The sequence below is a fragment of the Alteromonas sp. McT4-15 genome (genome assembly GCF_020515205.1).
Taxonomy (GTDB): Bacteria; Pseudomonadota; Gammaproteobacteria; order Enterobacterales; family Alteromonadaceae; genus Alteromonas.
In genome coordinates, this window is the sequence record NZ_JAJALG010000038.1 from 1 (window position 1) to 25703 (window position 25703).

The following is a 25703-nucleotide window of genomic DNA, read 5'->3' on the forward strand; positions in this document are numbered from 1 at the left end:
GCTCCACGGCGAGAACGCAGCTTCCCCCGAACAGTTAAGAAGAGACCACAGCGATACAGCAGAAAGAAAAATGCCGCTCACCTTAAGTGAACGGCATTAACCTTAAGGTGCTTTTTTACTATGCAATTTTACATTACTTCTCAACACGCCCATATCTATCAGAAAAACGCACAATATCGTCTTCACCAAGGTATGCACCAGACTGCACTTCAATAAGCTCTAGGGGTATCTTACCAGGGTTTTCTAGCGCATGAACCGCACCGATAGGAATATATACCGACTCGTTCTCGGTAACTAACTGCGTTTCTTCATCTATAGTTACGTTTGCACTACCAGAAACCACAATCCAGTGTTCAGCGCGGTGGTGGTGCATTTGAACCGATAGCTTTTCACCTGGTTTTACCGTAATACGCTTAACTTGGAAGCGAGCGCCGCTGTCGATAGAATCGTAGCTACCCCATGGACGGAATACTTCGCGATGGAATTCAAACTCTGGGCGGTGCTCAGCTTTTAATTTGTTGACCACATTTTTAATGCTTTGCGCATCATCTTTGTGGGCAACCATAACCGCATCTTTAGTTTCTACTACTACCACGTCTTCAAGTCCAATGACCGACACTAAACGCTGCTCTGCGTTTACATAACTGTTTTTGGTGTTTTCTAAGATAGTATCGCCAACGGATACGTTGCCATTTTCGTCTTTTTCAGCAGTTTCCCATAGTGATGTCCAGCTTCCTACGTCACTCCAGCCTGCATCTAGCGGCACCATGGCTGCACTGCCGGTTTTTTCCATAACCGCATAATCAATTGAATCGTCTGGACAGGTGGCAAAGATATCGTGATCTACACGGATAAAGTCTAAATCAGGTGTTTCTGTGTCGATAGCACGTTTGCACACATCTAGCATTTCAGGATTATGTTTTGCAAGCTCTTCTAAATAGCGGCTTGCTTTGAACATAAACATACCGCTGTTCCAATAGTAGCAGCCTGAGTCTACATATTCTTTTGCAGTTTCTAGTGCTGGTTTTTCTACAAACTGCGCAACTTCGAACCCGTCGCCTAATGCATTGCCGGCTTTAATGTAACCGTAACCTGTATGTGGCTGATCTGGAACAATACCAAAGGTAACTAGCTTGCCTTGCTCAGCAAGTTGCTCTGCCCTCGCAATTGCGTTGTGAAACGCTTGGTTGTCTTTAATAAGGTGGTCTGCCGCCAGCACAAGAAGTATTGGATCTTCACCGTTAATGGTAGCGTGCAGCGCTGCAAGGGCTATGGCTGGCGCAGTGTTACGACCAACAGGTTCAAGAAGAATACCGCCATGTTGAATGCCTTTTTGGCGAAGCTGCTCGGCTACGATAAAGCGATGTGCATCGTTACAAATGAAAATTGGATTTTGAGCAGGGGTGCCTTTCAAGCGAGAAATCGTGTCTTGCAACATTGTGCTGTCTGACGTTAACGACAAAAACTGCTTTGGAAGTGCTGCGCGCGATTTTGGCCATAAACGACTACCTGAGCCTCCGGCCAATACTACTGGTTTCATTTGTAATATCCTTGATGTGTGAGCTTGACTACCCACGTCCTAAACGTAAATTGTTTAAGCCAAAGTATACAAACTATTTCGTTGTGATTAAACGTTACCAGTACTATTATTTGTCACAATTTACGGTTGTATACAGCACATATACAACATAAACAATTATTTAAAAGGGAAGCTCCAGCTTCCCTTTTATATTTACCTAACTATATAACCTTACTCTGCGCGAATAAGCGCTAATAATTCTTCTGTTTTCTGCTGCATAAGCGGAATGTCGCCTTTACTTTCAACATTCAAACGAATTACCGGTTCAGTATTAGACTTACGTAGGTTGAAACGCCATGTATCGAACTCTAGGCCTAATCCATCAGTTTCATCAATAACGCTTGCAATGGGTTTATATTTATCAGTTACGCGAGCTAAAGCTGCATCAGCATCTTTGAGCTTACTGTTTATTTCACCTGAGGAAGGGAATGCTTCTATACGGGCCTTAACCATACTGGCTAATGTTTGTTTTTTAACGCACACTAACTCCGCAATAAGTAGCCATGGGATCATGCCAGAATCGCAATAGGCAAAATCACGGAAGTAATGGTGCGCACTCATTTCTCCGCCATACACCGCATCTTCTTTGCGCATTCTTTCTTTAATGAACGCGTGGCCTGTTTTCGATTTTATTGGCGTGCCGCCAGCTTTAGCTACAATAGCTTCAGTATTCCAATATACACGCGGGTCGTAAATTATTTTACTGTCGGTATTTTTTTCTATAAAGGCCTCAGCCAGCAACCCGACAATATAGTAGCCTTCGATAAACTCGCCATCAGCGTCGAATAGGAAGCAGCGGTCAAAGTCGCCATCCCACGCCACACCAAAATCAGCCTTATGTTCTTTTACCGCATTGGCAGTGTCAGCGCGGTTTTCAGGAAGTAGTGGATTGGGAATGCCATTTGGAAAAGTACCATCGGCGTTATGGTGTACTTTGATAAACTCAATGGGTACACCTTTGTTTAGCATTTCGCGCTCAATAGCATCGAGTGCTGGTCCGGCAGCACCATTACCAGCATTTACTACTACCTTAAGCGGAGTGAAATTAGTTAAGTCAACATATGACAACATGTGCTCAACGTAATCTTGCATGCACGATTGTTCACTGTATTGCTCTGTTGCTTTTAATTTCGCTGATTCAATATGCGCTTTGCCGCTAAAAAAGGCATCGGCGTCTATATTTTCATCGTTGGTATAGTGCTCTAACCTACCGGTAACAAAGTCGTCACTAAGTTGTTCTGCGCGCTCTTTAATAGCATGTAGCCCAGTATCGCCACTGATGGGCACCGAGCCCGCCTTAACCAGCTTCATACCATTATAGTTTATCGGATTATGACTGGCGGTTACTTCAATACCGCCATCAACGCCAAGATGCTTGGTTGCAAAGTAAATTTCTTCTGTGCCAGCCATACCGATATCGGTAACCTTTGCCCCTGCATCTACTAACCCTGCACTTAATGCAAGTTTTAGTGGTGTAGATGTAAGCCTTACGTCACTGCCTACTACTACCGTTTTAGCATTAAGCTCTGCTGCAAATGCGTACCCTATTCGATAAGCAACCTCTTCTGTCAGTTGAGTATTGAGCTCGCCACGAATATCGTAGGCCTTAAAGCAGGTAATTGGGCTTCCCATAATTTGTGCGTTCCTTTGAATTTAATTTTTCCGTAGTTTATACGTTTTGAAGTATGAATTAAATTTGATTTGAACTCGAATAAGGACACTTCTTTTTTCAAATGAAAAGTTCAAGTCATCAGCGTTGTAAGCTTTTCTTGCAAAGCTAGAATTAGAAAACAAAAAACCCGGCCTAAGCCGGGTTTTTCTATAATTCTGATTTCTCAGAACTAAGAGTATTAATTACTCTTCAGTTGCTTCAACTGCTTCTTCTTCAGCTTCTACAACTGGACGGTCAACTAGCTCAACATATGCCATTGGGGCATTGTCGCCAGCACGGAAACCGCATTTAAGAATGCGAGTGTAACCGCCTGGACGAGCTTCGTAACGAGGACCAAGCTCGTTGAATAGTTTACCTACAACCTCTTTGTCACCAGTGCGGGCGAAAGCTAGACGGCGGTTTGCAACGCTGTCTTCTTTAGCCATAGTGATTAGAGGCTCAATTACGCGACGTAATTCTTTCGCTTTTGGTAACGTAGTTTTGATCACTTCGTGCTTGACCAAAGAACCGGCCATGTTTTTGAACATAGCTTGACGATGGCTGCTGTTGCGATTCAACTGACGACCACTCTTACGATGGCGCATAGTTTTATCCTTCTCTACAAATCAGTTTGATAAAAACCTGATTAATCTTTTTCAGCGATGCTCTCTGGCGGCCAGTTTTCTAGGCGCATACCTAGAGAAAGACCACGAGATGCTAGAACATCTTTGATTTCAGTTAGCGACTTCTTACCAAGGTTTGGCGTTTTAAGTAGCTCAACCTCAGTGCGCTGTACCAGGTCACCAATGTACTGGATAGCTTCTGCTTTCAAACAGTTTGCAGAACGTACTGTCAGCTCAAGGTCATCTACTGGACGAAGCAGAATCGGATCGAATTCTGGCTTCTCTTCTTTCGCTTCTGGCTCAGATACATCACGTAGGTCTACGAATGCATCTAGCTGTTCAGCTAGGATAGTAGCAGAACGGCGGATCGCTTCTTCAGGATCCAAAGTACCGTTCGTCTCCATGTCGATGATAAGTTTGTCTAGGTCTGTGCGTTGTTCAACACGCGCAGACTCTACACTGTAAGCAATACGTTCAACTGGGCTGTATGAAGCATCAACTAACAAACGACCAATTGGACGATCATCTTCTTCAGAGGAGCGACGGGTAGAAGCTGGTACATAACCGCGACCCATTTCTACTTTAATGCGCATGCTGATTTCAGCTTCGCCAGTCAAAGTACAAATAACGTGATCAGGGTTTGTAATTTCTACGTCGCCATCATGCTGAATATCACCAGCAACAACAGGGCCAGCGCCAGATTTCACTAGAGTTAGGGTTGCCTCAGTTTTACCTTCAAGGCGAACCGCTAAACCTTTTAGATTAAGCAAGATTTCGATTACGTCTTCTTGTACACCTTCTTTGGTGCTGTACTCGTGAAGAACGCCATCAATTTCTACCTCGGTAACTGCACATCCTGGCATAGATGACAGTAAGATACGACGTAGGGCGTTACCTAGAGTATGGCCAAAGCCGCGCTCTAGTGGTTCCAAAGTTACTTTGGCACGAGTAGGAGAAACGTTTTCGATCTCTACTAATCTCGGTTTTAGGAATTCAGTCACAGAACCCACAATGCTTCCTCTTTAGTTAGCTTTACTTAGAGTAAAGTTCGACGATCAACTGTTCGTTAATTTCCGCAGACAGGTCAGTTCTTTCAGGAACACGCTTGAAAGTGCCTTCCATTTTGCTGCTGTCTACTTCAATCCAGGTTGGCTTCTCACGTTGGTCAGCCAGTTCCAAAGCAGCAACGATACGCGCTTGCTTCTTAGCCTTTTCACGAACAGAAACCACGTCTTCGGCAGAAACGTTAAACGATGGGATGTTCACAACTTGACCATTTACCATGATCGCCTTGTGGCTAACTAGCTGACGTGCTTCTGCACGAGTGCTAGCGAAACCCATACGGTAAACTACGTTATCAAGACGCTGCTCTAGAAGTTGTAACAAGTTTTCACCTGTGTTGCCTTTTAGACGTGCAGCTTCTTTATAGTAGTTGCGGAATTGTTTTTCCAGAACGCCGTACATACGACGAACTTTTTGTTTTTCACGCAGCTGAACACCGTAGTCAGACAGACGGCCACGACGGGCACCGTGCTGACCAGGCGCTGTATCGATTTTACATTTAGAATCGATTGCGCGAACGCCGCTCTTAAGGAACAAGTCAGTTCCTTCGCGACGGCTAAGTTTGAGTTTAGGACCCAAATATCTTGCCATGATCTTTCTCCAACTGTCCGTCGATTAAACGCGACGTTTTTTCGGTGGACGACAACCGTTGTGAGGAATTGGGGTCACATCGGTAATGTTTGTGATCTTATAACCTGTAGCGTTAAGAGCACGGATCGCAGACTCACGGCCTGGACCTGGACCTTTAACGAAAACTTCAAGGTTCTTAAGACCGTATTCTTGTGCAGCAACACCTGCACGCTCAGCAGCAACCTGTGCAGCAAAAGGGGTAGATTTACGTGAACCACGGAAACCTGAACCACCAGATGTCGCCCATGCTAGTGCATTGCCTTGACGGTCTGTAATAGTCACAATTGTGTTGTTGAAAGACGCATGGATATGAGCCATACCGTCTGCAACCTGACGTTTAGCGCGTTTACGCGTGCTACGAGCTGGTGCTTTAGCCATAACTTACTCCCCGCTTACTTCTTAATTGGCTTACGAGGACCTTTACGGGTACGCGCATTAGTTTTAGTGCGCTGACCACGTAGAGGCAAGCTACGACGGTGGCGAATACCACGGAAGCAACCCAGGTCCATCAAACGTTTGATGCTCATAGAGACTTCACGGCGTAGGTCACCTTCAACGGTGAACTTAGCCACTTCGTCACGAAGCTTATCAATAGTAGCTTCGTCTAGCTCTTTGATTTTTGTATCTTCTGCAACACCAGCGCCCGCACAGATGCTTTTCGCACGTGTGGGACCGATACCATAGATCGCTTGGATAGCGATTACAGCATGCTTGTGCTCAGGAATGTTAATGCCAGCGATACGGGCCATTAACAGCACTCCTCTTGTTTATTTGTCGACGACCTAAAAAGCCCGATAGGATACTTACCCGTCGACTAAATTGCAAATAAAGGTTCAGAATACTACAAAGCAAAACTGCAGAACCTGATAAGTATTGTCAGGTTCTGCTTACAGTCTTGCCAATATTCTGTACCGCTTAGATTAGCCTTGACGCTGCTTATGCTTAGGGTCAGAACTGCAAATTACACGCACAACACCGTTGCGCTTGATAACTTTACAATTACGGCAAATCTTTTTTACTGATGCACGAACTTTCATTACATCACTCCCCTTTCTTTCAAAATTAAGGGGCTAACTTATCGGCCGTAGCCTTTAAGGTTAGCTTTTTTCAGCACAGACTCATATTGACTACTCATCAAATGTGTCTGTACTTGTGCCATAAAGTCCATGATAACTACTACGATAATGAGAAGCGACGTACCACCGAAGTAGAACGGCACATTCCAAGCAATTAGCATGAATTCAGGCACTAAACAAATAAAGGTTATGTACAGTGCGCCAGCCAGTGTAAGGCGAGTCATTACCTTGTCAATGTAACGCGACGTTTGTTCACCTGGACGAATACCAGGGATGAACGCACCAGACTTCTTCAAGTTATCTGCTGTATCACGCGGGTTGAAAACCAACGCCGTGTAGAAGAAGCAGAAGAAGATAATAGCTGCTGCATATAACATCACGTACAGCGGCTGACCAGGAGATAGCATAAGTGCTATATCTTGCAACCACGCTGTTGATTCATTCTGTCCGAACCATCCTGCGATAGTACCCGGGAACAGAATAATGCTAGAAGCAAAGATTGGTGGAATTACACCAGCAATGTTGACTTTTAGCGGTAAATGGGTGCTTTGCGCCGCAAAAACCTGACGGCCTTGCTGACGTTTCGCGTAGTTTACCACAATTCTGCGCTGTCCGCGCTCTACAAATACAACTAGGTATGTAAGAGCGATAACAATAACGCCAATCAACAGTAGGAACAACATGTTAATGTCGCCCTGCCTTGCTTGTTCCGCAGTCTGACCTATCGCTGTTGGCAGACCGGCAACAATACCAGCAAAAATCAATATAGAGATACCGTTACCAATACCTCGTTCGGTAATTTGCTCACCTAACCACATTAGGAACATAGTTCCAGTGACTAGACTCACTACTGCCGTGAAGTAGAATCCGAAGCCAGGGTTTATCACCAATCCATTAATCAGGTTAGGCAAACCAGTCGAAATACCAATTGATTGGAAGATAGCCAATACTAGCGTTAGGTAACGCGTGTACTGGCTAATTTTACGACGGCCTGCTTCGCCTTCTTTTTTAAGCTCCACCATCGGTGGGTGAACCACCGAGAGCAACTGCATGATAATGGATGCAGTAATGTATGGCATAATGCCCAAAGCCAGAACGGATGCACGCTCAAGCGCACCACCAGAGAACATGTTGAACATTTCTACAATGGTGCCTTTTTGTTGCTCGAACAAGTCAGCAAGTACAGCTGGATCGATGCCAGGGATAGGAACGTAAGAACCTAGTCTGAAAACAACAATCGCACCAAGTACGAACAACAATCTTGCTTTGAGCTCACTCAAGCCGCTTTTAGCGCCTGAATCCAATCCTGGTTTAGCCATCTAGCTTATTCCTCTACTTTACCGCCAGCAGCTTCAATCGCTTCTTTAGCGCCTTTAGTAACCTTTAACCCGCTTACTGTAACAGCGCGTGATACTTCACCGCTCTTTACAACTTTAACGAACTGGATTTCTTTCTTAACGATACCAGCTGCTTTTAAAGTCTCAAGAGACGCTGTATCACCATCAACCTTCGCGATTTCAGCAAGAGTTACTTGATCAGTAACAAAGCTCTTGCGTGAAGTGAAACCGAACTTAGGAAGACGACGCTGGATAGGCATCTGACCACCTTCGAATCCTGGCTTAACACGGCCACCTGAACGGCTTTTTTGACCTTTGTGACCTACGCCACCTGTTTTACCAAGACCTGAGCCGATACCACGACCAGAACGCTTACCAGTAGGCTTTGAACCTTCGGCTGGAGAAATTGTATTTAAACGCATGTCTTACTCCTCCACGATCTCAACCATGTAATATACACGGTTGATCATGCCACGTACGGCTGGGGTATCTTCCAGTTCACGAACATGGTTGATTTTACGAAGGCCTAAACCTTTAAGCGTAGCTTTGTGCTTTGGCAGACGGCCAATTGCACTTTTAGTTTGCTTTACTTTAATCGTTGCCATGTCTGATTACCCCAAAATTTCTTCTACAGACAATCCACGCTTCGCAGCAACTTTCGCCGGGCTGTTCATTTCTGTCAGCGCATTGATTGTTGCACGTACAACGTTGATTGGGTTTGTAGAGCCGTAACATTTTGAAAGTACGTTTTGTACACCAGCTACTTCAAGTACTGCACGCATCGCACCACCAGCAATAATACCGGTACCTTCTGATGCTGGCTGCATGTAAACTTTAGAGCCAGAGTGACGACCTTTAATAGGGTGCTGTAACGTGTGACCGTTAAGGTCTACGTCAACCATGTTGCGACGTGCCTTTTCCATTGCTTTTTGGATTGCAGCAGGTACTTCACGTGCCTTACCGTAACCAAAACCAACGCGACCGTTACCGTCACCCACTACTGTCAATGCAGTGAAACTAAAGATACGACCACCTTTAACCACTTTAGAAACGCGGTTTACAGCGATCAATTTCTCTAGAAATTCACCATTTTGAACGTCTTGTTTAGCCATTATAAACTCCTAGAACTGAAGACCAGCTTCGCGAGCTGCATCAGCTAATGCTTTAACGCGACCGTGGTATTGGAAACCACTACGATCGAAAGCCACTGCTTTAATGCCTTTCTCAAGTGCGCGCTCTGCGATTGCTTTACCGACTACCGTCGCTGCTTCAGCGTTACCTGTAGACTTAAGACCTTTTGCAAGATCTTTCTCAACAGTTGAAGCTGCAGCCAACACTTCAGAACCGCAAGGAGCGATTAACTGAGCGTAGATGTGGCGAGGTGTACGGTTTACTACCAAGCGATGCGCGGCCAGTTCACGAATTTTTGCACGTGCGCGAGTAGCGCGACGAATGCGAGCTGTTTTCTTATCCATCGTATCACCCACCTACTTTTTCTTAGCTTCTTTACGACGTACGTTTTCGTCAGCATAACGAACACCTTTGCCTTTGTAAGGCTCTGGTGGACGGTAACCACGAATGTTCGCCGCAACCTGACCAACCACCTGCTTATCGGCGCCTTTCACGACGATTTCAGTTTGGCTAGGAGTTTCAACCGTAATGCCTTCTGGCATTTCGTATACTACAGGGTGAGAGAAACCTAGAGTAAGGTTTAGTTTGGCACCTTGTGCTTGAGCACGGTAACCAACACCTAACAATGTAAGTTTTTTCTCGAAACCTTGTGAAACACCTTGAACCATTGCATTTAGGATAGAACGAGCAGTACCTGCTTGTGCCCAATTGTTTGCAAAGCCTTCACGTGGAAGTGCTTTCAATTGGTTATCTTCCTGTGCAATTTCAACAGCGTCATTAAAAACGCGAGTCAAAGTGCCTTTACTACCTTTAACAGTAACTTCTTGACCAGAGATAGAAACTTCTACACCTGATACAACGTCTACTGGGGCTTTTGCTATACGTGACATTTCAACTCCTCCGTTATGCTACATAACCGATGATCTCACCGCCCATGCCAGCGTTACGCGCTGCACGGTCAGTCATCACACCTTTAGAAGTCGACACGATAGCGATACCTAAACCACCCATAACCTTTGGAAGCTCATCTTTTTTCTTATAGATGCGCAGACCAGGACGGCTTACACGTTCGATAGTGTCAATTACTTGCTTGCCTTCGAAGTACTTAAGCGTAACTTCTAAAACAGGCTTAACGTCACCAGCAGCAGTGAAGTCTGCAATGTAACCTTCTGCTTTCAATACTTCACAGATTGCAACGCGAAGTTTTGAAGAAGGCATAGTTACAGAAACTTTCTGTGCCATCTGGCCGTTACGGATGCGGGTAAACATATCCGCGATAGGATCTTGCATGCTCATTATCAGCTACTCCTTACCAGCTGGCTTTCTTAAGGCCAGGGACTTCACCGCGCATCGCAGCTTCGCGAAGCTTGATACGGCTAAGACCGAATTTGCGTAGGTAACCATGTGGACGACCAGTTACACGACAACGGTTACGTTGACGTGATGCACTTGAGTCACGTGGCAGTTGTTGTAGCTTCAGAACAGCGTCCCAACGCTCTTCTTCAGAAACGTTAACATCGCTGATAATCGCTTTAAGTGCGGCGCGCTTTTCAGCATACTTAGCTACAAGCTTAGTACGCTTAGCTTCACGTGCCTTCATTGATTCTTTTGCCATAACCCTACACCCTTACTTTTTGAATGGGAAGTTAAACGCGTCCAGCAGAGCACGTGCTTCTTCATTAGAGCTCGCACTGGTAGTGATAGTAATATCCATACCACGAACTTTATCCACTTTATCGAAATCGATTTCAGGGAAAATGATTTGTTCACGCACGCCCATGCTGTAGTTACCACGACCGTCGAATGATTTTGGGTTCAAACCACGGAAATCGCGGATACGCGGGATAGCGATTGAAATCAAACGCTCTAGGAATTCCCACATACGCTCGCCACGTAGGGTTACTTTACAGCCAATCGGATAACCTTCACGGATTTTAAAACCCGCTACTGATTTTCTTGCAACTGTAACAACAGGCTTCTGACCGGCGATAGCCGTCATGTCAGCTTGAGCATTCTCAAGTACCTTTTTGTCAGCAACTGCTTCACCTAAACCCATGTTTAGAGTGATTTTTTCAATCCGAGGGACTTGCATGACGCTTTTGTATCCGAACTGCTTAGCAAGTTCAGCTACTACTGTTTCTTTATAGAAATCATGCAGTTTCGCCATCGTACTCTCCAATATAATTAAACAAGTTCGCCGTTAGACTTGAAGAAACGTACTTTCTTCTCATCTTCGAAACGGAAACCAACGCGATCTGCTTTGCCCGTTGCCGGGTTAACAATCGCAACATTAGAAACGTGAATAGAAGCTTCTTTCTCAACAATGCCACCAGCTACGCCCAGTTGTGGGTTTGGCTTAGTGTGCTTCTTGACAAGATTTACACCTTCTACAATTACACGGTTATCAGCAATAAGCACTTTAAGGACTTTGCCTTGTTTGCCTTTGTCTTTACCCGCTAATACGACTACTTCATCATCACGACGAATTTTATTAGCCATTATCGTGACTCCTTATAGTACCTCTGGGGCCAATGAGATGATTTTCATGAAGTTTTCACTTCTCAACTCACGGGTAACCGGGCCAAAGATACGCGTACCAATTGGTTGCTTGTTTGCATTAAGCATAACAGCCGCGTTACCGTCAAAACGGATGGTAGAACCATCTGCACGACGAACGCCTTTTCTAGTACGCACCACCACTGCGTTCAGTACGTCACCTTTTTTAACTTTACCGCGAGGAATTGCTTCCTTAACAGTAACTTTGATGATGTCACCGATACCTGCATAACGGCGATGCGAGCCACCAAGAACCTTAATACACTGAACCCTGCGAGCGCCGCTGTTGTCTGCAACGTCCAGGTTAGTTTGCATTTGGATCATGTTAGTGCTCCGCTCTTAAATTAAGACTCTCCCGAGTCGTTAGTGCTGCTAAAAAACAACTGGATATCGTTGCTTTTATGTACATACCCCCATAAAAAGGGCGCGAAATAATAACAGAAAACTTTTCGAAGTGATAGCGGTAAATTGAATTATTTTTAAACTATGTGGGCAATAAAAAAGCCCCGACTAAAAGCCGGGGCTGATAACCACGTCATAGGTTATCAAGCAGGATCTTTTAGGCGATTTTTACTGCTAACAAGCTGCTTACTCAAATGCTTATAAATACATTCTTTCAACCGACTTACACCAACAGGTTTGGATATGAAGTCGTCCATGCCCGATTTCAAGCATTTTTCTTTATCGCCGACTAATGCATTTGCCGTTAACGCCAATATTGGTATTTCCTGCGCTTTGCCACCTAGTTTTCGTATTCGGCGTGTCGCCTCTAGTCCATCCATAACGGGCATATTGCAGTCCATTAAAATAATGCTGTAGGCACTTTTTCCGTCCAACGAATGCTTTACCTTTTCTAGCGCTTCACTACCGTTACAAGCAAATTCGGTTTTAATCCCTACTTCTTTCATTTGTTCTTTAATGACAAGTTGATTTATCTCGTTATCCTCAACTACTAGAGCCTTGAATTGTGTTAAGTCACCAACGATGGCATCAATAGCAGTAGCGTCACTTTCTTCATTTGTACTTACGCCTGCGGTCATAGCATCCTCTAGTAGCACGTCCACAGTGAAGGTACTTCCTTGACCAATTTCGCTTTGAATGGTGATGTCGCCCTGGTAGTAGCCCACGATTTGCTTAACGATTGCTAGCCCAAGCCCTGTACCGCCAAAGCGTTTGTGCGTAGAGCTTTCCGCCTGAACAAAGGGCGAAAAAATTAGCGACTGCTGGTATTCACTGATACCAATGCCTGTATCTGCGACAATAATTTTTACTTTAAATTGTCCTTCACCGTAATGAACACACCGAGCGTCGAGTTTTATTTCACCACTTTCGGTAAATTTTATGGCGTTGTTGAGAAGGTTAATGATCACCTGACTCGCTCTTAACTTATCTACCATAAAGCGTTTCCCATGAAGTGCTCTGGTATTAACGTGTAATGCTAACGATTTGCGCTCTGCTAGACGTTTGAACATCGGGACTTGCTCATCAATTACACATGACAAATCCGTGGGTTCGTTTTCAAATGGCATATTGCCCGAGTCAATTTTTGAAAAATCGAGGATGTCGTTCACTATACCCAATAGTGAATCGGCGCTCTTTGTGGCCACCTCAGTGTATTCTAGTTGTTTTGTACTTAGCGCTGTGGAGGCGAGCGCCTCTAACATGCCCTGAACCCCATGAATGGGCGTACGAATTTCGTGACTCATATTCGCTAAGAATTCGCTGCGCGCTTTCAGTGCCTGCTCTGCAATATCGCTTTTTCTTTTGAGTGCGCCTTTATCGAGGTATTGTTGCGTAATATCCATAGTCGCGCCGATAATTTTAAGACAGCGTCCCTCTTGCATGACAGGATGCGCACGACTCTCCAGCCACTTATGTTCCCCTTGATCCGTTGTTATTTGAAACTGATAAGTGAAACCTTCACCTGATTTGATAGTTCGCTTAAACCTATCTACATAGATTTTTTGCTCTTCAGGATCTTGAATGAGGCCTATTACATAGTCTGGTGTGACTACTTTATCACTATTGACATGAAGCATTTTTTTCAGTGATTCAGACCAAACCAGGGTATACGAGACAACATTTAGTTCCCACGTTCCAACACCTGCCAAATTGGTGATTTGTTGAAGCAGTGAATTTCTCTCTTCTAATACACCTTTTTGCACTTTAAGTTTATTAATCACCTGTTGCTTCTCAAACTCATTGCCTATCCATGAGGCAAGTAGCAAAAGATAATCCAATTCTATATCGCTAAAGGGCTTTTCTCTTGCCGAAAGAGAAGAGAAATTTACCGTACCAAAAAACTCCCCATTTACATTAACGGGAGAGGCTAAGTAACTTCGTAAGCTGTATTGTTCAAAACAAGGATGGGATGCCCCTGGTGATGCTTCAATATTGTGATATGCCACTACAGCGTCTGTTGCGACAACGTCAGCACAGTAGGTGTCGCAAAGCGAAAACACTGCACCTTCACATAGAGATTTGTCGGGTGAATGCACGGAAATAATCTGGTAGCTTTTCCCTTGGATGCTACTCACTATTCCCGTTTCTAGGCTGAGGATCCTCGCACCAATTTCAAGCAGACTATGAAGTTTGTCTTCAAACGACAAACGACAATCGTTAGATACTGTGCGCAGGTCTTGAATAACACTCATGAGGCCTATCACTCCTCGAACACCATTAAAAAAGGGCCAAACACTTACGCGCCTAGCCCTTTAAAGTTAAGTTAAATTGGCAAAGATGAAAGTTTTCCTCATTATCAATTAGTATAAAAAATCACTAAACCATTAATAAAGCACGCGAATTTCATAACCTGTAGCGGTATCAGCGGGCTCAACAGTGACAATGTAGTTTTCTTCTTCAACAAACCCAAACAATGCGGTTCTATCAAGCAGCACTTGCTCGCCATTATCATCTTCGTAAACCGCTATGACTTCGTAGTAGTCGGAAGGTAGTACCTCACTCGCGCTTTCACCAAATTCTAAGTTTTGCAGGTCGTATTCAGCGGTATCGATGGTTTCATCATTACGCACTAAGTAAAAGTCAACGTCGTCGAAATCGTTAACTAAATTGATGAAATTAACCGTTTTATCGTAGGCTTGAGGTAAGCCGCTTTCTACAAAGGTAGCGGCACCAAGCTTGTCGTCATTGTTATAAATCAGTATGGCTTTGCTCTCGCCTTGATTTAACGTGATCAATTTATTATTGAGTGAAGTAGCACTACCAGTAGGGTCTGTCACTGTTACTCTATAATCGCCATATCGAATGGCGGTAAATGAAGAAAGCTCACCAGCCGATAATGTAAAGCTCACATCTTCTTCGTCGGTATTCCCCCCAAAGCTCACTTGTAGATCTGCATCAATATTTGACGAGTTATAAATACGATATTGTGAGTCAGCTTCAACATCAGTGAGTGCTGTTACTGTTGATGAATTAAGAATAGTGTCTACAACTAAGCCTTCTTGAATAGCACCACTTACGTCGCGCAAAGTAAGAACGTATTCTGTTTCATAGATGAAGTCGATAGTCTGCGATTCAAATATGACCTCATCGCGACCCGGCTCGGTGAGATAAATTGTGTACTCGCCTTCATCAAAATAGTCACTGTCATCATCAGCATCCCAAAATACAAACTCTCCTAGGTCGCCAGCGTTTGCGCTTCCTAAGTAATTTGCAGCTTCAAATGGGTCACCTGACTCACTCATATAGAAATCGTATGACGCATTATCAGCCGTTACCGATAACGCAAACAAACGAAAATGGTCTTCTAACGTTTTTCTTTCATATTGGTAGTTGGAAAAAGACGGTGCCGCAAAATCTCCGCTCATCACAATCAAGGTTTTATAACCTTCGCGAAGGTCAACGGTAATCGTATCGATAAGAACTTCTTGATCATCTGAGTCGGTACGAATGAACTCAAGTTCCAATTCACCGCTTTCTAGCGAGTACATAGACGTAGTATCACCAAATTGCGCCGAACCAAAGCTATCGCCGTCAACTTCGCGCATTTCTACGTTTGCGCCATTAGGTGATGCGTTGTAAAACTGCACATACGCATAAGTATAATCAGAACTACTGCTATCTGAGCCGCCACAAGCGCTAAGCCCTAATAATACGATAAGCCCACATATTATTGTTCTAAAACCTACTGTCATATTCACAGATGGTGTGGTTAGTTGCATAAATTGAATTTCCTTAAGGTGTTTCGAAAGACGGTTAAACGCGAAAAAATTCGCGCAAGCTGCGCCGAAGTGCTCGCACAATACCGCCATATGGCCTTAAGGGAAGCGAGAGGTTCACCGCTTTACGCCATCTTTGCAAAGCTGACTTTTCTTTAAGGAATCTTTACATTTAACTATTCATAGAAACGGTTCTTCCCATCATTGAAAACAAAAAAAGCCTGCATAAGCAGGCTTAAAAGGGAGACGTTTAATAATTACTCATACGAGTAAGATAAGGTTAATCCGCTGTAGCTTGAGTAAGCACGGATACCTATATGCCAAGTACCTGATGCTGGCGCATCAAATGTACATACTTCGTTGTTGCCATTTTGGTACGGACGACAATCATAGCTATTGGTCTCTGGTTGAGAACCAAACTTAACGTACAAGTCCGCATCACCAGAACCACCTGATGTACGAATTGTCATTTGCGTAACACCTTCAGGAATGGTCCACGTGTAGCGGTCCCAGTTTCTGCGCGTACCAGATAGATTGGTAAGCTGACCAGATACAGGCTCAACACCTGGCTCTGAACCGCCGCCACCGTCGCCACCACCAGCACAACCATTCGTATTAAGATAGTTGTACGCATCAGCAAGTTGCATCAAGCCATAGCCATAGAAGTTATCGCGTCCAGCGCTCCCCTTATCTTTCGCCGTTGCAGTTAATGCATTACGAATCTGATTGTTAGAACACTGCGGGAAATAACTCCATACTAATGCTGCACCACCTGCTACGTGTGGCGTTGCCATCGATGTGCCACTTAGCGATGCGTAGGTATTAGTTGGGTAAGTTGACTGTACTGCGCTACCTGGCGCTGCAATTTCAACTTGGTTGTTGTATTGGCTGTAGCTTGCACGATTCTCATTTGAATCTACCGCTGCCACTGACATTACCGCATCATATGACGCTGGATATGACTTTGCACTGTTGCCGTCATTACCTGCAGCGGCAACAAGTAACATGCCTGCATCAGTAAAGCTCTGCATTGCGTTTTGCTCTGCTGTTGATGCACTACCACCACCTAAGCTCATGTTTACCACATTTGAGCCAGCAGACTGACACTGTGTAATCGCATCGATTAGGTCTGACGCATATGTCCATTGACCGTTGTCGTTAAAGATTTTAACAATGTGCATATCAACACCAGGGTATACACCTACTACCCCTTCGTTGTTGTCATAGGCAGCGATAGTGCCAGCCACGTGAGTACCATGACCATTACCATCGTTGTACCAGTTACCTACTGCACTGTTGTTTGCCTGACCTGTTACGCCATCGTTAGTACCCGGCAAATCTGGGTGGCCTAGGTTGTAACCAGTATCAATGATACACACTTTGCGTGCTTGAGTGTCAGACTGGCCAAACTGGTTTGCTTGTACCATTGTGTAACCGTAAGGCGTAGATTGCGCCATTGGTTTACGACGTACATCAACCTCGATACTTTCAATGTTGGGGTTTTTGCGAAGCTTGTTAAGCGCAGCTTTAGACATCGTTGCAGCGACCATCTTATGCTGTTTAAGCTCTTTCTTAATATTACCGCCCGCTTTGCGAACTTCTGAACGCGCAGTCACAATGTCGAAAGGACGTTTTTCCTTTCCCTTTGCTTTAGCGCTTGCCATGTTGCCTTTTTCAACAGACATTGTTACGTACTCGCTTGTCATCTCGTCTTTGAACTTAATGATATAGCGTTCTTGCTCAACTACTTGATCAATGCCTAATGTGAGGCGCTTACCCAAAGCAGTTTGTAGGTTTTGTGGTTTCTCTTTCACTTTGACAAGCCCTTCGCTTGCCGCCATTGCAGAGTTACCTGTTAAGCCAAGTGATACAGCTAATGCAGCTGCCGTTATACATGTGTGTTTCTTATTTAACTTAGAGTTCAATTTTATTTCCTGTTTATCTGTCTTGTTGTGTTTCTGTACTGTTTTTATTTTCCGTACTTTAGAAACGCTTTTATTATTTGATGACATACAGGTGTTACCGTTACCTCATACGAAATGCTCATCCATGACTACCGACGCAACTGCGTTGCAACGACGTACCCGCGTGTCGAGTAAATGTGAAGTTGTACATTAGGCAACTACACACAACGCCCATATTAGCCAGCTAATCAATACCTTACGTATATTGCCTTAACCCTGGTTTGCGCTTTTTATACTTAAAAAAAAGCGCTTAAAAGCAACGTTCAGTATCGAAACCACATAAGCTCTGCGTTACGAGCACATTCATAGTAGGAATAAACTTTCATAATTAACATTAATTCAACAAGAACAAATGTAACAAAATATTAAGGAGTAGTAAGATTTACTTAAATATCTGGACTTGGCAGCGAAAATAAATACATAAAGCACAATATCGTCGCCATTTTGCAACAACTTGCAAAAACGACAACGGATTCCAGACAAAAATATTAAGAAAAACTAAAGAGACGTAAGAAATTAAGGAAAGTAAGAGAAGTGAGGAGATGTGTCGCTAAACGCAAACGCGCGGATCAAAGTCCGCGCTGTCTAACGATTTCGTACAAGCATACACCGGTGGCAACAGACACGTTTAAACTTGTTACGCTGCCGGCCATGGGCAATTTAACGAGTTCATCGCACGTTTCTTTGGTTAATCTGCGCATGCCTTTGCCTTCTGCGCCCATGACGAGGGCTGTCGGGCCTTTAAGATCGACGTCATACAAGGTCTTATCCGTTTCCCCTGCCGTACCGACAACCCATAATCCCTTCTCTTGAAGGTGCTTAAGCGTTCTAGATAAGTTGGTGATTTGAATGAGCGGTACCACTTCTGCCGCTCCGCACGCCACTTTTCTCACTGTACCATTGAGACTGGCTGACTTATCCTTTGGCACAACCACAGCGTGAACGCCGGCACCGTCAGCTGTGCGCAAACATGCACCTAAGTTGTGAGGATCGGTGATGCCATCCAGCACAAGAATTAACGGCTGAGATTCACGCGCTAAAATTGTATCGAGATCAGCTTCGTCTAAAACGCGAGCAGGCTTCGCGCGAGCAACCACACCTTGATGCTGTTCACCATTAACCTTATCGTCGAGTGCCTTTCGTTGGCAAAACTGAACAGAAATACCGAAACGGCGGGCTTGGTTAACAATTGTCGTCAAACGCTCATCGTTGCGCCCTTTCAACACCAATACTTCCATTACACGCTCGGGCTCTTTCTCTAGAACCGACTGCATCGCGTGTAAACCGTATAACCATTCTTGCTGCGCCATTTAACGCTTACCTCTTTTATTTAGCTTTAATGTTTTGCCACTTTTTCCAGTGCTTTTACCAGATGAACGGGCGCCCGACGATTTTGACGCGCCGCCTTTGCTTTTTGGCGCCTCACTCTGGTATCGCTTACCTTTGCTTGATGCTTTCTTGGCAGACTTCACTTTTACTTTCTTACCGCCAGCGCCGCGCAGCATAGACTTATCGAGCAATAAATCAATCTTTCTCTCATCAAGGTTAACCGCAGCCACTTTCACTTCTACCGTATCACCCAACCTGAATTGACGATGACCCGACTCTCCTACCAATGCTTGTTTCACATCGTCATAGTGGTAGAAATCATCGTCTAACGAGGTAATGTGCACTAAGCCATCAATATGGTATTCGGTTAAACGGATAAACAAGCCAAAGTTGGTTACTGAACTTACAACGCCTTCAAAGGTATCGCCGACGTGGTCGAGCATAAACTCGCATTTGAGCCAGTCTGCAACATCGCGGGTAGCGTCGTCAGCGCGACGTTCTGTCATCGAGCATTGCTCTCCCAGCTGCTCAATTTCATCGATAGTGTAGTTTTTCGCACCACTTACCGCTTTTTTCCCTTGTTGTTTAGCAATGATGCCTTTTAAGGCGCGATGCACAACAAGGTCAGGGTAACGGCGAATAGGCGAGGTGAAATGTGCATACGCTTCAAGCGCTAAGCCAAAGTGACCGACATTGTCGCCGTCATAAATGGCTTGTTTCATAGAGCGAAGCAACATAGTTTGAATGAGCTCTTCGTCTACACGTCCTCGCGTTTTAAGTACCACATCGGTAAAGGCGGCAGGCTCAGCATCCTCAGTAATGCGATGAGGAATACCAATTTCACCCAAGTAGCTGGTAAATGCAGTCAGCCTGTCAGCATCTGGCTTGTCATGTACTCGATATAGCGCTGGCGCCTCATGCTTTTCTAGCATTAATGCCGCACTCACGTTTGCCATGATCATGCACTCTTCAATAAGCTTGTGCGCATCATTACGTACAAGCGGCACGATGTTTTCTATTTTACGTTGCGCATTGAAGACAAACTTCACTTCTTGGGTTTCAAATTCTATTGCACCACGTTTAGCACGAGCTTTTTTCAACGCTCTATACAAGTCATGTAAATTGCGAAGGTGCGGTACATGCGCTTCATAGCGCTTATGAAGCTCCTTATCACCCTGCAAAATATTCCACACCTTCGTGTAGGTAAGGCGCGCATGAGAGTTCATTACAGCTTCATAGAACTGAAACTCGTCTAACGTACCTTGCGCACTGATGGTCATTTCACACACCATGCACAGTCTGTCTACTTCAGGGTTCAGTGAGCAAAGACCATTTGAAAGTACTTCGGGCAACATAGGAATCACTTGGTCTGGAAAATAAACCGAGTTACCGCGTTGCTGAGCTTCGTCGTCTAGTGCAGAACCTGTGCGCACGTAATGACTAACGTCAGCAATAGCCACCCACAGTTGCCAGCCACCGTCATCAAGGGGTTCACAGTAAACGGCATCATCGAAATCCCGAGCATCTTCACCATCAATGGTCACGAGGGGCAACTGACGTAAATCAATTCGTCCTTCTTTTGCTTCATCAGGTACTTGATCCGTTAAGCTTTCAATTTGTTTGGTCACACCTTTAGGCCACTGATGCGGAATATCGAAAGTGCGTAATGCCATTTCAATTTCCATCCCCGGTGCCATATGCTCACCAAGCACTTCTACGATTTTTCCCACCGGACTCATTTTGCGACGTGGACGTTGAGTAAGTTCAACCACCACCACTTGTCCCATTCGAGCACCGTGTGCGCTTTCTGGTGGAATAACAATTTCGTGCTGTAAACGACTGTCATCAGGCACAACCATGCCAAAACCTTGCTCAACGAAGTAGCGGCCAACAATGGGTTCGCTGCGGGCTTCAATGACTTGAGTTACAAATGCTTCTTTGCGCCCACGTCGATCGGTCCCGCTAATGCGAGCTTCAACAACATCGTCGTGCATAAACAAGTTCATTTGCCCAGCACTGATAAACAAATCACCGCTTTTATCTTCAGGGCGCAAGAATCCGTAACCGTCACGATGGCCAATAATGCGGCCTTTAATCAGTTCATCACGGTTTTGAAGTATGTACTTTTTTTGCTTAGTGAACTGTACTTGCCCTTCTCGCTCCATAGCGCGAAGTCGACGCTGAATGCCAATACGGGCATCTTCGTCAAAAGCGTTCACTAAATTACAGATATCAAGGAACGACAGTGGTGTGTCGTGTTCTTTTAGCAAGCTCATTAGATATTCGCGGCTTGCTACCGGATTTTCGTACTTCTCTTTCTCGCGCTGATAATGCGGATCATCACTCATGTATTTATAAGTTACCTTTTATTGCTTCAAAGGAAACGACAAGACACATCACGTGTTTTTCATTCCCTTTTTACTTTGTATTTGCTGTAACCTCATCACTAAAACCTAGTTAATGTGGTCGTTTGCTGCACAGTATAACAGCATTTCGCTTAAAACACGGCGTAGTAATTACATTTGCTACCGCCCTTTTGTGTTTTGCTTTTCAGCCACTACAACAAACTGCTTACATTGACATTACCCTGTCACATAGCCAACGTGTGAACTACCCAGCGACATCGCTTCGCTCTGATCACTGGGCTTCTGTGGTCTAGTGTATAACTAGGCCGCTTCTTTTTTCTCAGATCCTTCAGCCAACTTCGATAGCTCGAAGACCTTCGTTTTAATAGCTGATTTCTGCTGAGATGTGGGGTTTACCCTTGCAACGATTCCAGCCGCAATTAAATCTAATTCACCTGTTTTAGCAATGCTCTTGGCCGCAGAGAGATCTCGGCTCTGGTCTGTACTACATTGGGTGCAGGTGAAATATCGTTCGCTCAATGACAACACATGGTTCTTGTCACACTCACTGCAAATCCCTGTGGATTTTTCAAAACGACCGATTTCGTGATAGAGCTTGCCTTCTAACTCAGCCTTGTACTTTGCAAGCTGAGTGATTAAGCCCATCACATTGTCGGCCACCATGCTGCCATTAAATTGTTGCATCGCTTTTACGTTCAAATCTTCAAACACCAGAATATCAGTTTCATTGGTTATCTGTCGTGACACTTGATGTGCAAAGTTGAGTCTTTGCCTTGAGATTTTGCCGTGTAATTTATTGATGCGTTGTTTAGTTTTATGCCAGCGATTCGACCCTTTCTTTCGTCTTGCAAGCTGGCGTTGCAAGTGACTTAATTTCTCTTTTGATTGTTTTAAAAACTTTGGGTTGTCAGCGACAAAGCCATTCGAACCAACTACCGTTTGCTTCGAGTTAATGTCAAAGCCCGTGATACTTGTTAGACGCTTTTTAGCAGCTTTGCATTCCGCTTCCTGCGTGATGCTGCATTCCCATTTCCCGTGACGGTACTGGACGGTAACGGTTTTAATTTGGCTCACTAAGTCGCGGTGTAAGATGATTGGCACTTTACCCACCTTTGGGATGCTGATAGCGCCATTTTCAATTCGTATGCAATTGGAATTGTTCACCGCTCTAAAGCTATCGTTGTAAAGTTTCTTTCGCTTATAAGAGACTTTATGTTTTGGGAATCGTTGTAATCGACCTTTTGAGAACGCATTCTTTAGCGCCGTTTCCAAATCTCTCGCGACTTGCTGGGCTGCTGCTGAGTCAAACGCCTTTATCCACGAAAACTCTTCAAAGACTTTTAATTCTTTGATTAGCGAGGCCATATCTTTGTAAAACAAGAACGTCTTATCATATTCGTATCGACGTATTGTTTCAGACAACAACAGATTCCAAATACCACGGGCTGTCGCGCCAAACTCAATGAGTCTAGCCTCCTGCTCTGGCGTTGGATTGAGCCTGAAATTGTATCTAAGCGTCTTTTTCATACACTGTATAGACTACTGTATATGCATGAGTTATCAAGATGGATTACCAAACAAAATCACACTGCAAATATCTAATAGCACTGCACTTAATATTGATTGTTAAATATAGAAAACCTCTGCTGAAAGAGCGGATAGGTGATTTCGTCAAAGACAAGTTGCTTGATATCTCGCGCCGCTCTGACTTTGACGTCGAAGAGGTTGAAATTGATCTAGATCACATCCATATGTTAATTCGAATCGGAACTAAATATTCTGTTGGGCAACATGTCAGGAGAATTAAGCAGGAAACAACCGCTAAAATATGGAAATCATTTCCATACATTAAAAGGCAGTTTTGGGTAGAGAAGACATTTTGGTAAGATGGATATTTCGTCTGCTCAGTAGGTAACGCTAGTGCAGACACTATTCGAAAATATATCCAAGAACAAGGTTAGCCGATTCATCCCAGCGACATCGCTTCGCTTTGATCACGGGGTTTTCTCGGCAACGTTAGATAAAATTACCCTACCCTTTTTCTTATTTGACTGTTCAAATAAGAAAAAGGGTAGGGTGTGTTTCTAGTACTACGTCACAAACCAGTGCCGAGTTTACTCATGGCGTTGCCAGTGGCGAAACGAAAACGTTACCGTCTCAAGATGTAGATAAAGTGACATTGGGTATTTTTTCTTGTTCAAATTATCCTGCAGGTTTCTTTACGCCTTACATGGACGCATGGGATGGCTATCCGGTTGAGCGGGAACGTTTACTTACTGCACTCAATAAACCGGTTATCGCCTTGGCAGGTGATACACATAACGCCTGGCACAACAATCTTACGCTAGAAATCACCGAAGAAAATGCGACTGCCACATGGCACTTTGTCGATGCCATATTGACGAAAGATGGCAAAATCTCAAATACCCATACCATTGAGATTAACGCATAATGACCGTGAACGAGTACGCGACGCTTCACCACATTTTTACACAAATATCAGCCTATTAATGGGATATATAGTTATTTGAACTAAAAGCGTGGTACGCTGCGTATTACAACTGTTTAATCAATACCATGTTGAGGGAAAGTAATATGAAAAAGGCAATTATGATGACTATGGCGGTTGGTGCTGCAACACTATTAAGTGCATGCAGTGCAGAACACGGTACTACTCAGTGCACAACAGCGCCACAGTCAGAATGGCAAAATCAGGATATGTTCCAAGCAAAATTGCTTGCTCAAGGTTACAAAATTAATGAATTCAAAGTAACTGGCGGTAACTGCTACGAAATCTATGGTTTTGATAAAGACGAAAACAAAGTTGAAATTTATTTCAACCCCGTTGATGGCAGTGTAGTGAAAGAAGAGCGTCACTAATTACCACTTTAAGTATTGATATGCGCTATTAACGCGCAATAAATACAATGCACTAAAAAAACGCCACGGTTATTGAAGTGGCGTTTTTTGTTTGTGTATGCTTATTCCACCTGAGCACGACTAACGCTACTATTACCGATGAAAACTATAACGAACAATGACATTTATATTTGGGATCCCTTAGTGCGCTTGTGTCATTGGGGTTTAGTCGCTGCGTTTGTCATCAATTATTTTATTGTCGAGCCGGGCAGGCTTATCCACGAAATAGCAGGCTATTGTGCACTTGCCCTCATTGTCGTGCGTATTTTTTGGGGCTTTAAGGCAAGTGCGTCTTCCTTTGCTAGCTTTAAGACTGTCAAACTAACACGCCAATCGTTTCAGACTCACATCAAACAGCTTAACGCCAACCAACTGCCTAAAGCGCATGGCCATAATCCGTTTGGATGGCTCATGGTCTTTGCAGTAATTACGCTAATAACCGGGTTGGGAGTAACCGGTTTTTTAATGGAAGAAATTGACGCATTATTTGGCAATAGTCAGCTAGAGTGGGCGCACAGCTTAATGGCAGATGCCCTTTATGGTTGTGCACTGGTTCATATTGCCGCCGTTTTTTGGACACAACACAAAGGTCGCATCCAACTTATTCGCCCTATGCTTACGGGTAAACGCAAGCGGTAATAGGCGCGTAGATTTCGCTGTTAACTATCTAATGGGCGTTTAGCTTCACGAACCGCTTTGGGGTGCATTAACTTTTCTAAGCGAGCCAAATAAGATGCAATTTGTTGATGCTGCGTTTTATCGTCAGTCACTGAGTTGTATAGCCAATGATAGGCATCTTCATAATCGTAAGGGCTTCCATAGCCTTCTAAAAACAGTTCAACTAAGCGAATTTGTGCCTTTAAGTTTTTAAGTGCTGCGGCTTCACGCAAATACACCACGGCACGAGATTTGTCTTGCTGAACCAAGGTCCCTTTAGCATAGTAACGCCCCAGTTGTTCAAGTGCTGCAGGCAAGCCCTGATTCGCTGCATCTTCCATATAACCGATGCCGCGAGAAGGAGCGGCATCTACGCAAACTCCCCACGCCAACATGTCTCCCCACAAAAACTGATAGGCGGGAACTTTCAGAATATCGGCTCTGGCTTCGATGTCTTGTACCAACTGGCAACGGTCTTCTACAACCTTATCAAGGTGCGTATTGGCGTTAATCATCTCGATAAGTTTGTCTTGGCTATACAGCTGTACGGCACGCAACTCTTCTACGGTTTCCCCTTCAAGGGCAACAGCATTTGTCGTAAGCCCCCCCATAAGAAGTCCGGACAATAAACTCAGCGGTAATAAA

General features: G+C 44.4%; 28 protein-coding genes and 2 pseudogenes. 4 read left to right on the forward strand and 26 right to left on the reverse strand.

All coding sequences use genetic code 11. From position 1 onward, the window contains the following. Positions 1-133: 133 nt before the first annotated feature. The 25 genes from LHL20_RS18110 to LHL20_RS18230 form a co-directional block, all read right to left on the reverse strand. On the reverse strand, positions 134-1540 hold the full coding sequence (locus LHL20_RS18110) for a mannose-1-phosphate guanylyltransferase/mannose-6-phosphate isomerase (RefSeq protein ID WP_226434289.1): 1407 nt from the start codon (positions 1538-1540) through the stop codon (positions 134-136). Positions 1541-1750: 210 nt separating this feature from the next. Further along, complete coding sequence (locus LHL20_RS18115) at positions 1751-3211, reverse strand: phosphomannomutase CpsG (protein ID WP_226434290.1); 1461 nt, start codon at positions 3209-3211, stop codon at positions 1751-1753. A 222-nt stretch (positions 3212-3433) separates the two neighbouring features. Beyond that, positions 3434-3835, reverse strand: a complete 402-nt coding sequence (gene rplQ / locus LHL20_RS18120) for a 50S ribosomal protein L17 (RefSeq protein ID WP_012519212.1) — start codon at positions 3833-3835, stop codon at positions 3434-3436. A 41-nt stretch (positions 3836-3876) separates the two neighbouring features. Then, entirely contained in the window at positions 3877-4866 is a 990-nt protein-coding gene (locus tag LHL20_RS18125) for a DNA-directed RNA polymerase subunit alpha (RefSeq protein WP_039226687.1), read from the reverse strand. Between the two features lie 19 nt (positions 4867-4885). Then, complete coding sequence (gene rpsD / locus LHL20_RS18130) at positions 4886-5506, reverse strand: 30S ribosomal protein S4 (RefSeq protein WP_012519214.1); 621 nt, start codon at positions 5504-5506, stop codon at positions 4886-4888. Positions 5507-5530: 24 nt separating this feature from the next. Beyond that, positions 5531-5923: a 30S ribosomal protein S11 gene (rpsK, locus tag LHL20_RS18135; protein ID WP_013786215.1), complete on the reverse strand. Its 393-nt coding sequence runs from the start codon at positions 5921-5923 to the stop codon at positions 5531-5533. A gap of 14 nt (positions 5924-5937) precedes the next feature. Continuing rightward, positions 5938-6294, reverse strand: a complete 357-nt coding sequence (gene rpsM, locus LHL20_RS18140) for a 30S ribosomal protein S13 (RefSeq protein ID WP_039217822.1) — start codon at positions 6292-6294, stop codon at positions 5938-5940. 171 nt (positions 6295-6465) lie between these two features. Next, positions 6466-6582, reverse strand: a complete 117-nt coding sequence (rpmJ, locus tag LHL20_RS18145; RefSeq protein WP_012519217.1) for a 50S ribosomal protein L36 — start codon at positions 6580-6582, stop codon at positions 6466-6468. A 38-nt stretch (positions 6583-6620) separates the two neighbouring features. After that, positions 6621-7940 (reverse strand): preprotein translocase subunit SecY, encoded by a 1320-nt coding sequence (gene secY / locus LHL20_RS18150; RefSeq protein WP_226434291.1) that lies wholly within the window; start codon positions 7938-7940, stop codon positions 6621-6623. A gap of 5 nt (positions 7941-7945) precedes the next feature. After that, the gene (gene rplO / locus LHL20_RS18155) at positions 7946-8380 is read right to left on the reverse strand and encodes a 50S ribosomal protein L15 (RefSeq protein ID WP_049586735.1); all 435 of its coding nucleotides are present in this window, start codon (positions 8378-8380) and stop codon (positions 7946-7948) included. A 3-nt stretch (positions 8381-8383) separates the two neighbouring features. Next, positions 8384-8563 carry a 50S ribosomal protein L30 gene (gene rpmD / locus LHL20_RS18160; protein WP_014950907.1) on the reverse strand — a complete coding sequence of 60 codons (180 nt, stop codon included), beginning with the start codon at positions 8561-8563 and terminating at the stop codon, positions 8384-8386. A gap of 6 nt (positions 8564-8569) precedes the next feature. Continuing rightward, positions 8570-9070, reverse strand: coding sequence for a 30S ribosomal protein S5 (rpsE, locus tag LHL20_RS18165; protein ID WP_012519221.1), 501 nt, complete (start codon positions 9068-9070; stop codon positions 8570-8572). A 9-nt stretch (positions 9071-9079) separates the two neighbouring features. Then, positions 9080-9433: a 50S ribosomal protein L18 gene (gene rplR / locus LHL20_RS18170; RefSeq protein WP_105932260.1), complete on the reverse strand. Its 354-nt coding sequence runs from the start codon at positions 9431-9433 to the stop codon at positions 9080-9082. A 12-nt stretch (positions 9434-9445) separates the two neighbouring features. Next, on the reverse strand, positions 9446-9979 hold the full coding sequence (rplF, locus tag LHL20_RS18175) for a 50S ribosomal protein L6 (protein ID WP_071816101.1): 534 nt from the start codon (positions 9977-9979) through the stop codon (positions 9446-9448). Positions 9980-9992: 13 nt separating this feature from the next. After that, entirely contained in the window at positions 9993-10385 is a 393-nt protein-coding gene (gene rpsH / locus LHL20_RS18180; RefSeq protein WP_202262594.1) for a 30S ribosomal protein S8, read from the reverse strand. 13 nt (positions 10386-10398) lie between these two features. After that, positions 10399-10704, reverse strand: coding sequence for a 30S ribosomal protein S14 (rpsN, locus tag LHL20_RS18185; protein ID WP_105932243.1), 306 nt, complete (start codon positions 10702-10704; stop codon positions 10399-10401). 12 nt (positions 10705-10716) lie between these two features. Continuing rightward, positions 10717-11256, reverse strand: coding sequence for a 50S ribosomal protein L5 (gene rplE, locus LHL20_RS18190; protein ID WP_071816102.1), 540 nt, complete (start codon positions 11254-11256; stop codon positions 10717-10719). A 17-nt stretch (positions 11257-11273) separates the two neighbouring features. Continuing rightward, on the reverse strand, positions 11274-11588 hold the full coding sequence (gene rplX / locus LHL20_RS18195) for a 50S ribosomal protein L24 (RefSeq protein ID WP_014950912.1): 315 nt from the start codon (positions 11586-11588) through the stop codon (positions 11274-11276). A gap of 12 nt (positions 11589-11600) precedes the next feature. Continuing rightward, positions 11601-11969: a 50S ribosomal protein L14 gene (gene rplN, locus LHL20_RS18200; protein ID WP_012519228.1), complete on the reverse strand. Its 369-nt coding sequence runs from the start codon at positions 11967-11969 to the stop codon at positions 11601-11603. 221 nt (positions 11970-12190) lie between these two features. After that, positions 12191-14299 (reverse strand): GAF domain-containing hybrid sensor histidine kinase/response regulator, encoded by a 2109-nt coding sequence (locus tag LHL20_RS18205; RefSeq protein WP_226434292.1) that lies wholly within the window; start codon positions 14297-14299, stop codon positions 12191-12193. Positions 14300-14431: 132 nt separating this feature from the next. Then, positions 14432-15826 carry a DUF4397 domain-containing protein gene (locus LHL20_RS18210; protein ID WP_226434293.1) on the reverse strand — a complete coding sequence of 465 codons (1395 nt, stop codon included), beginning with the start codon at positions 15824-15826 and terminating at the stop codon, positions 14432-14434. Positions 15827-16080: 254 nt separating this feature from the next. Continuing rightward, entirely contained in the window at positions 16081-17748 is a 1668-nt protein-coding gene (locus tag LHL20_RS18215) for a S8 family serine peptidase (RefSeq protein ID WP_226434294.1), read from the reverse strand. Between the two features lie 608 nt (positions 17749-18356). Next, the gene (gene rlmB, locus LHL20_RS18220; protein WP_159627421.1) at positions 18357-19097 is read right to left on the reverse strand and encodes a 23S rRNA (guanosine(2251)-2'-O)-methyltransferase RlmB; all 741 of its coding nucleotides are present in this window, start codon (positions 19095-19097) and stop codon (positions 18357-18359) included. Then, positions 19098-21464 carry a ribonuclease R gene (rnr, locus tag LHL20_RS18225; RefSeq protein WP_226434295.1) on the reverse strand — a complete coding sequence of 789 codons (2367 nt, stop codon included), beginning with the start codon at positions 21462-21464 and terminating at the stop codon, positions 19098-19100. A 318-nt stretch (positions 21465-21782) separates the two neighbouring features. Then, complete coding sequence (locus LHL20_RS18230; RefSeq protein ID WP_226434296.1) at positions 21783-23009, reverse strand: RNA-guided endonuclease InsQ/TnpB family protein; 1227 nt, start codon at positions 23007-23009, stop codon at positions 21783-21785. Positions 23010-23047: 38 nt separating this feature from the next. Between LHL20_RS18230 and tnpA the strand changes: the two are divergent. The 4 genes and pseudogenes from tnpA (at position 23048) to LHL20_RS18250 (ending at position 25040) form a co-directional block, all read left to right on the forward strand. Then, positions 23048-23443: pseudogene (tnpA, locus tag LHL20_RS21280) on the forward strand (IS200/IS605 family transposase). 173 nt (positions 23444-23616) lie between these two features. Then, positions 23617-23934 (forward strand): annotated as a pseudogene (locus LHL20_RS18240) (alkaline phosphatase D family protein); the annotation flags it as partial. A gap of 143 nt (positions 23935-24077) precedes the next feature. After that, entirely contained in the window at positions 24078-24362 is a 285-nt protein-coding gene (locus LHL20_RS18245) for a PepSY domain-containing protein (RefSeq protein ID WP_202262601.1), read from the forward strand. Between the two features lie 138 nt (positions 24363-24500). Further along, positions 24501-25040, forward strand: coding sequence for a cytochrome b/b6 domain-containing protein (locus LHL20_RS18250; RefSeq protein ID WP_226434297.1), 540 nt, complete (start codon positions 24501-24503; stop codon positions 25038-25040). 20 nt (positions 25041-25060) lie between these two features. Here the strand turns inward: LHL20_RS18250 and LHL20_RS18255 are convergent, their stop codons facing one another. Then, positions 25061-25669, reverse strand: a complete 609-nt coding sequence (locus LHL20_RS18255) for a tetratricopeptide repeat protein (RefSeq protein ID WP_226434307.1) — start codon at positions 25667-25669, stop codon at positions 25061-25063. Positions 25670-25703 lie beyond the last annotated feature (34 nt).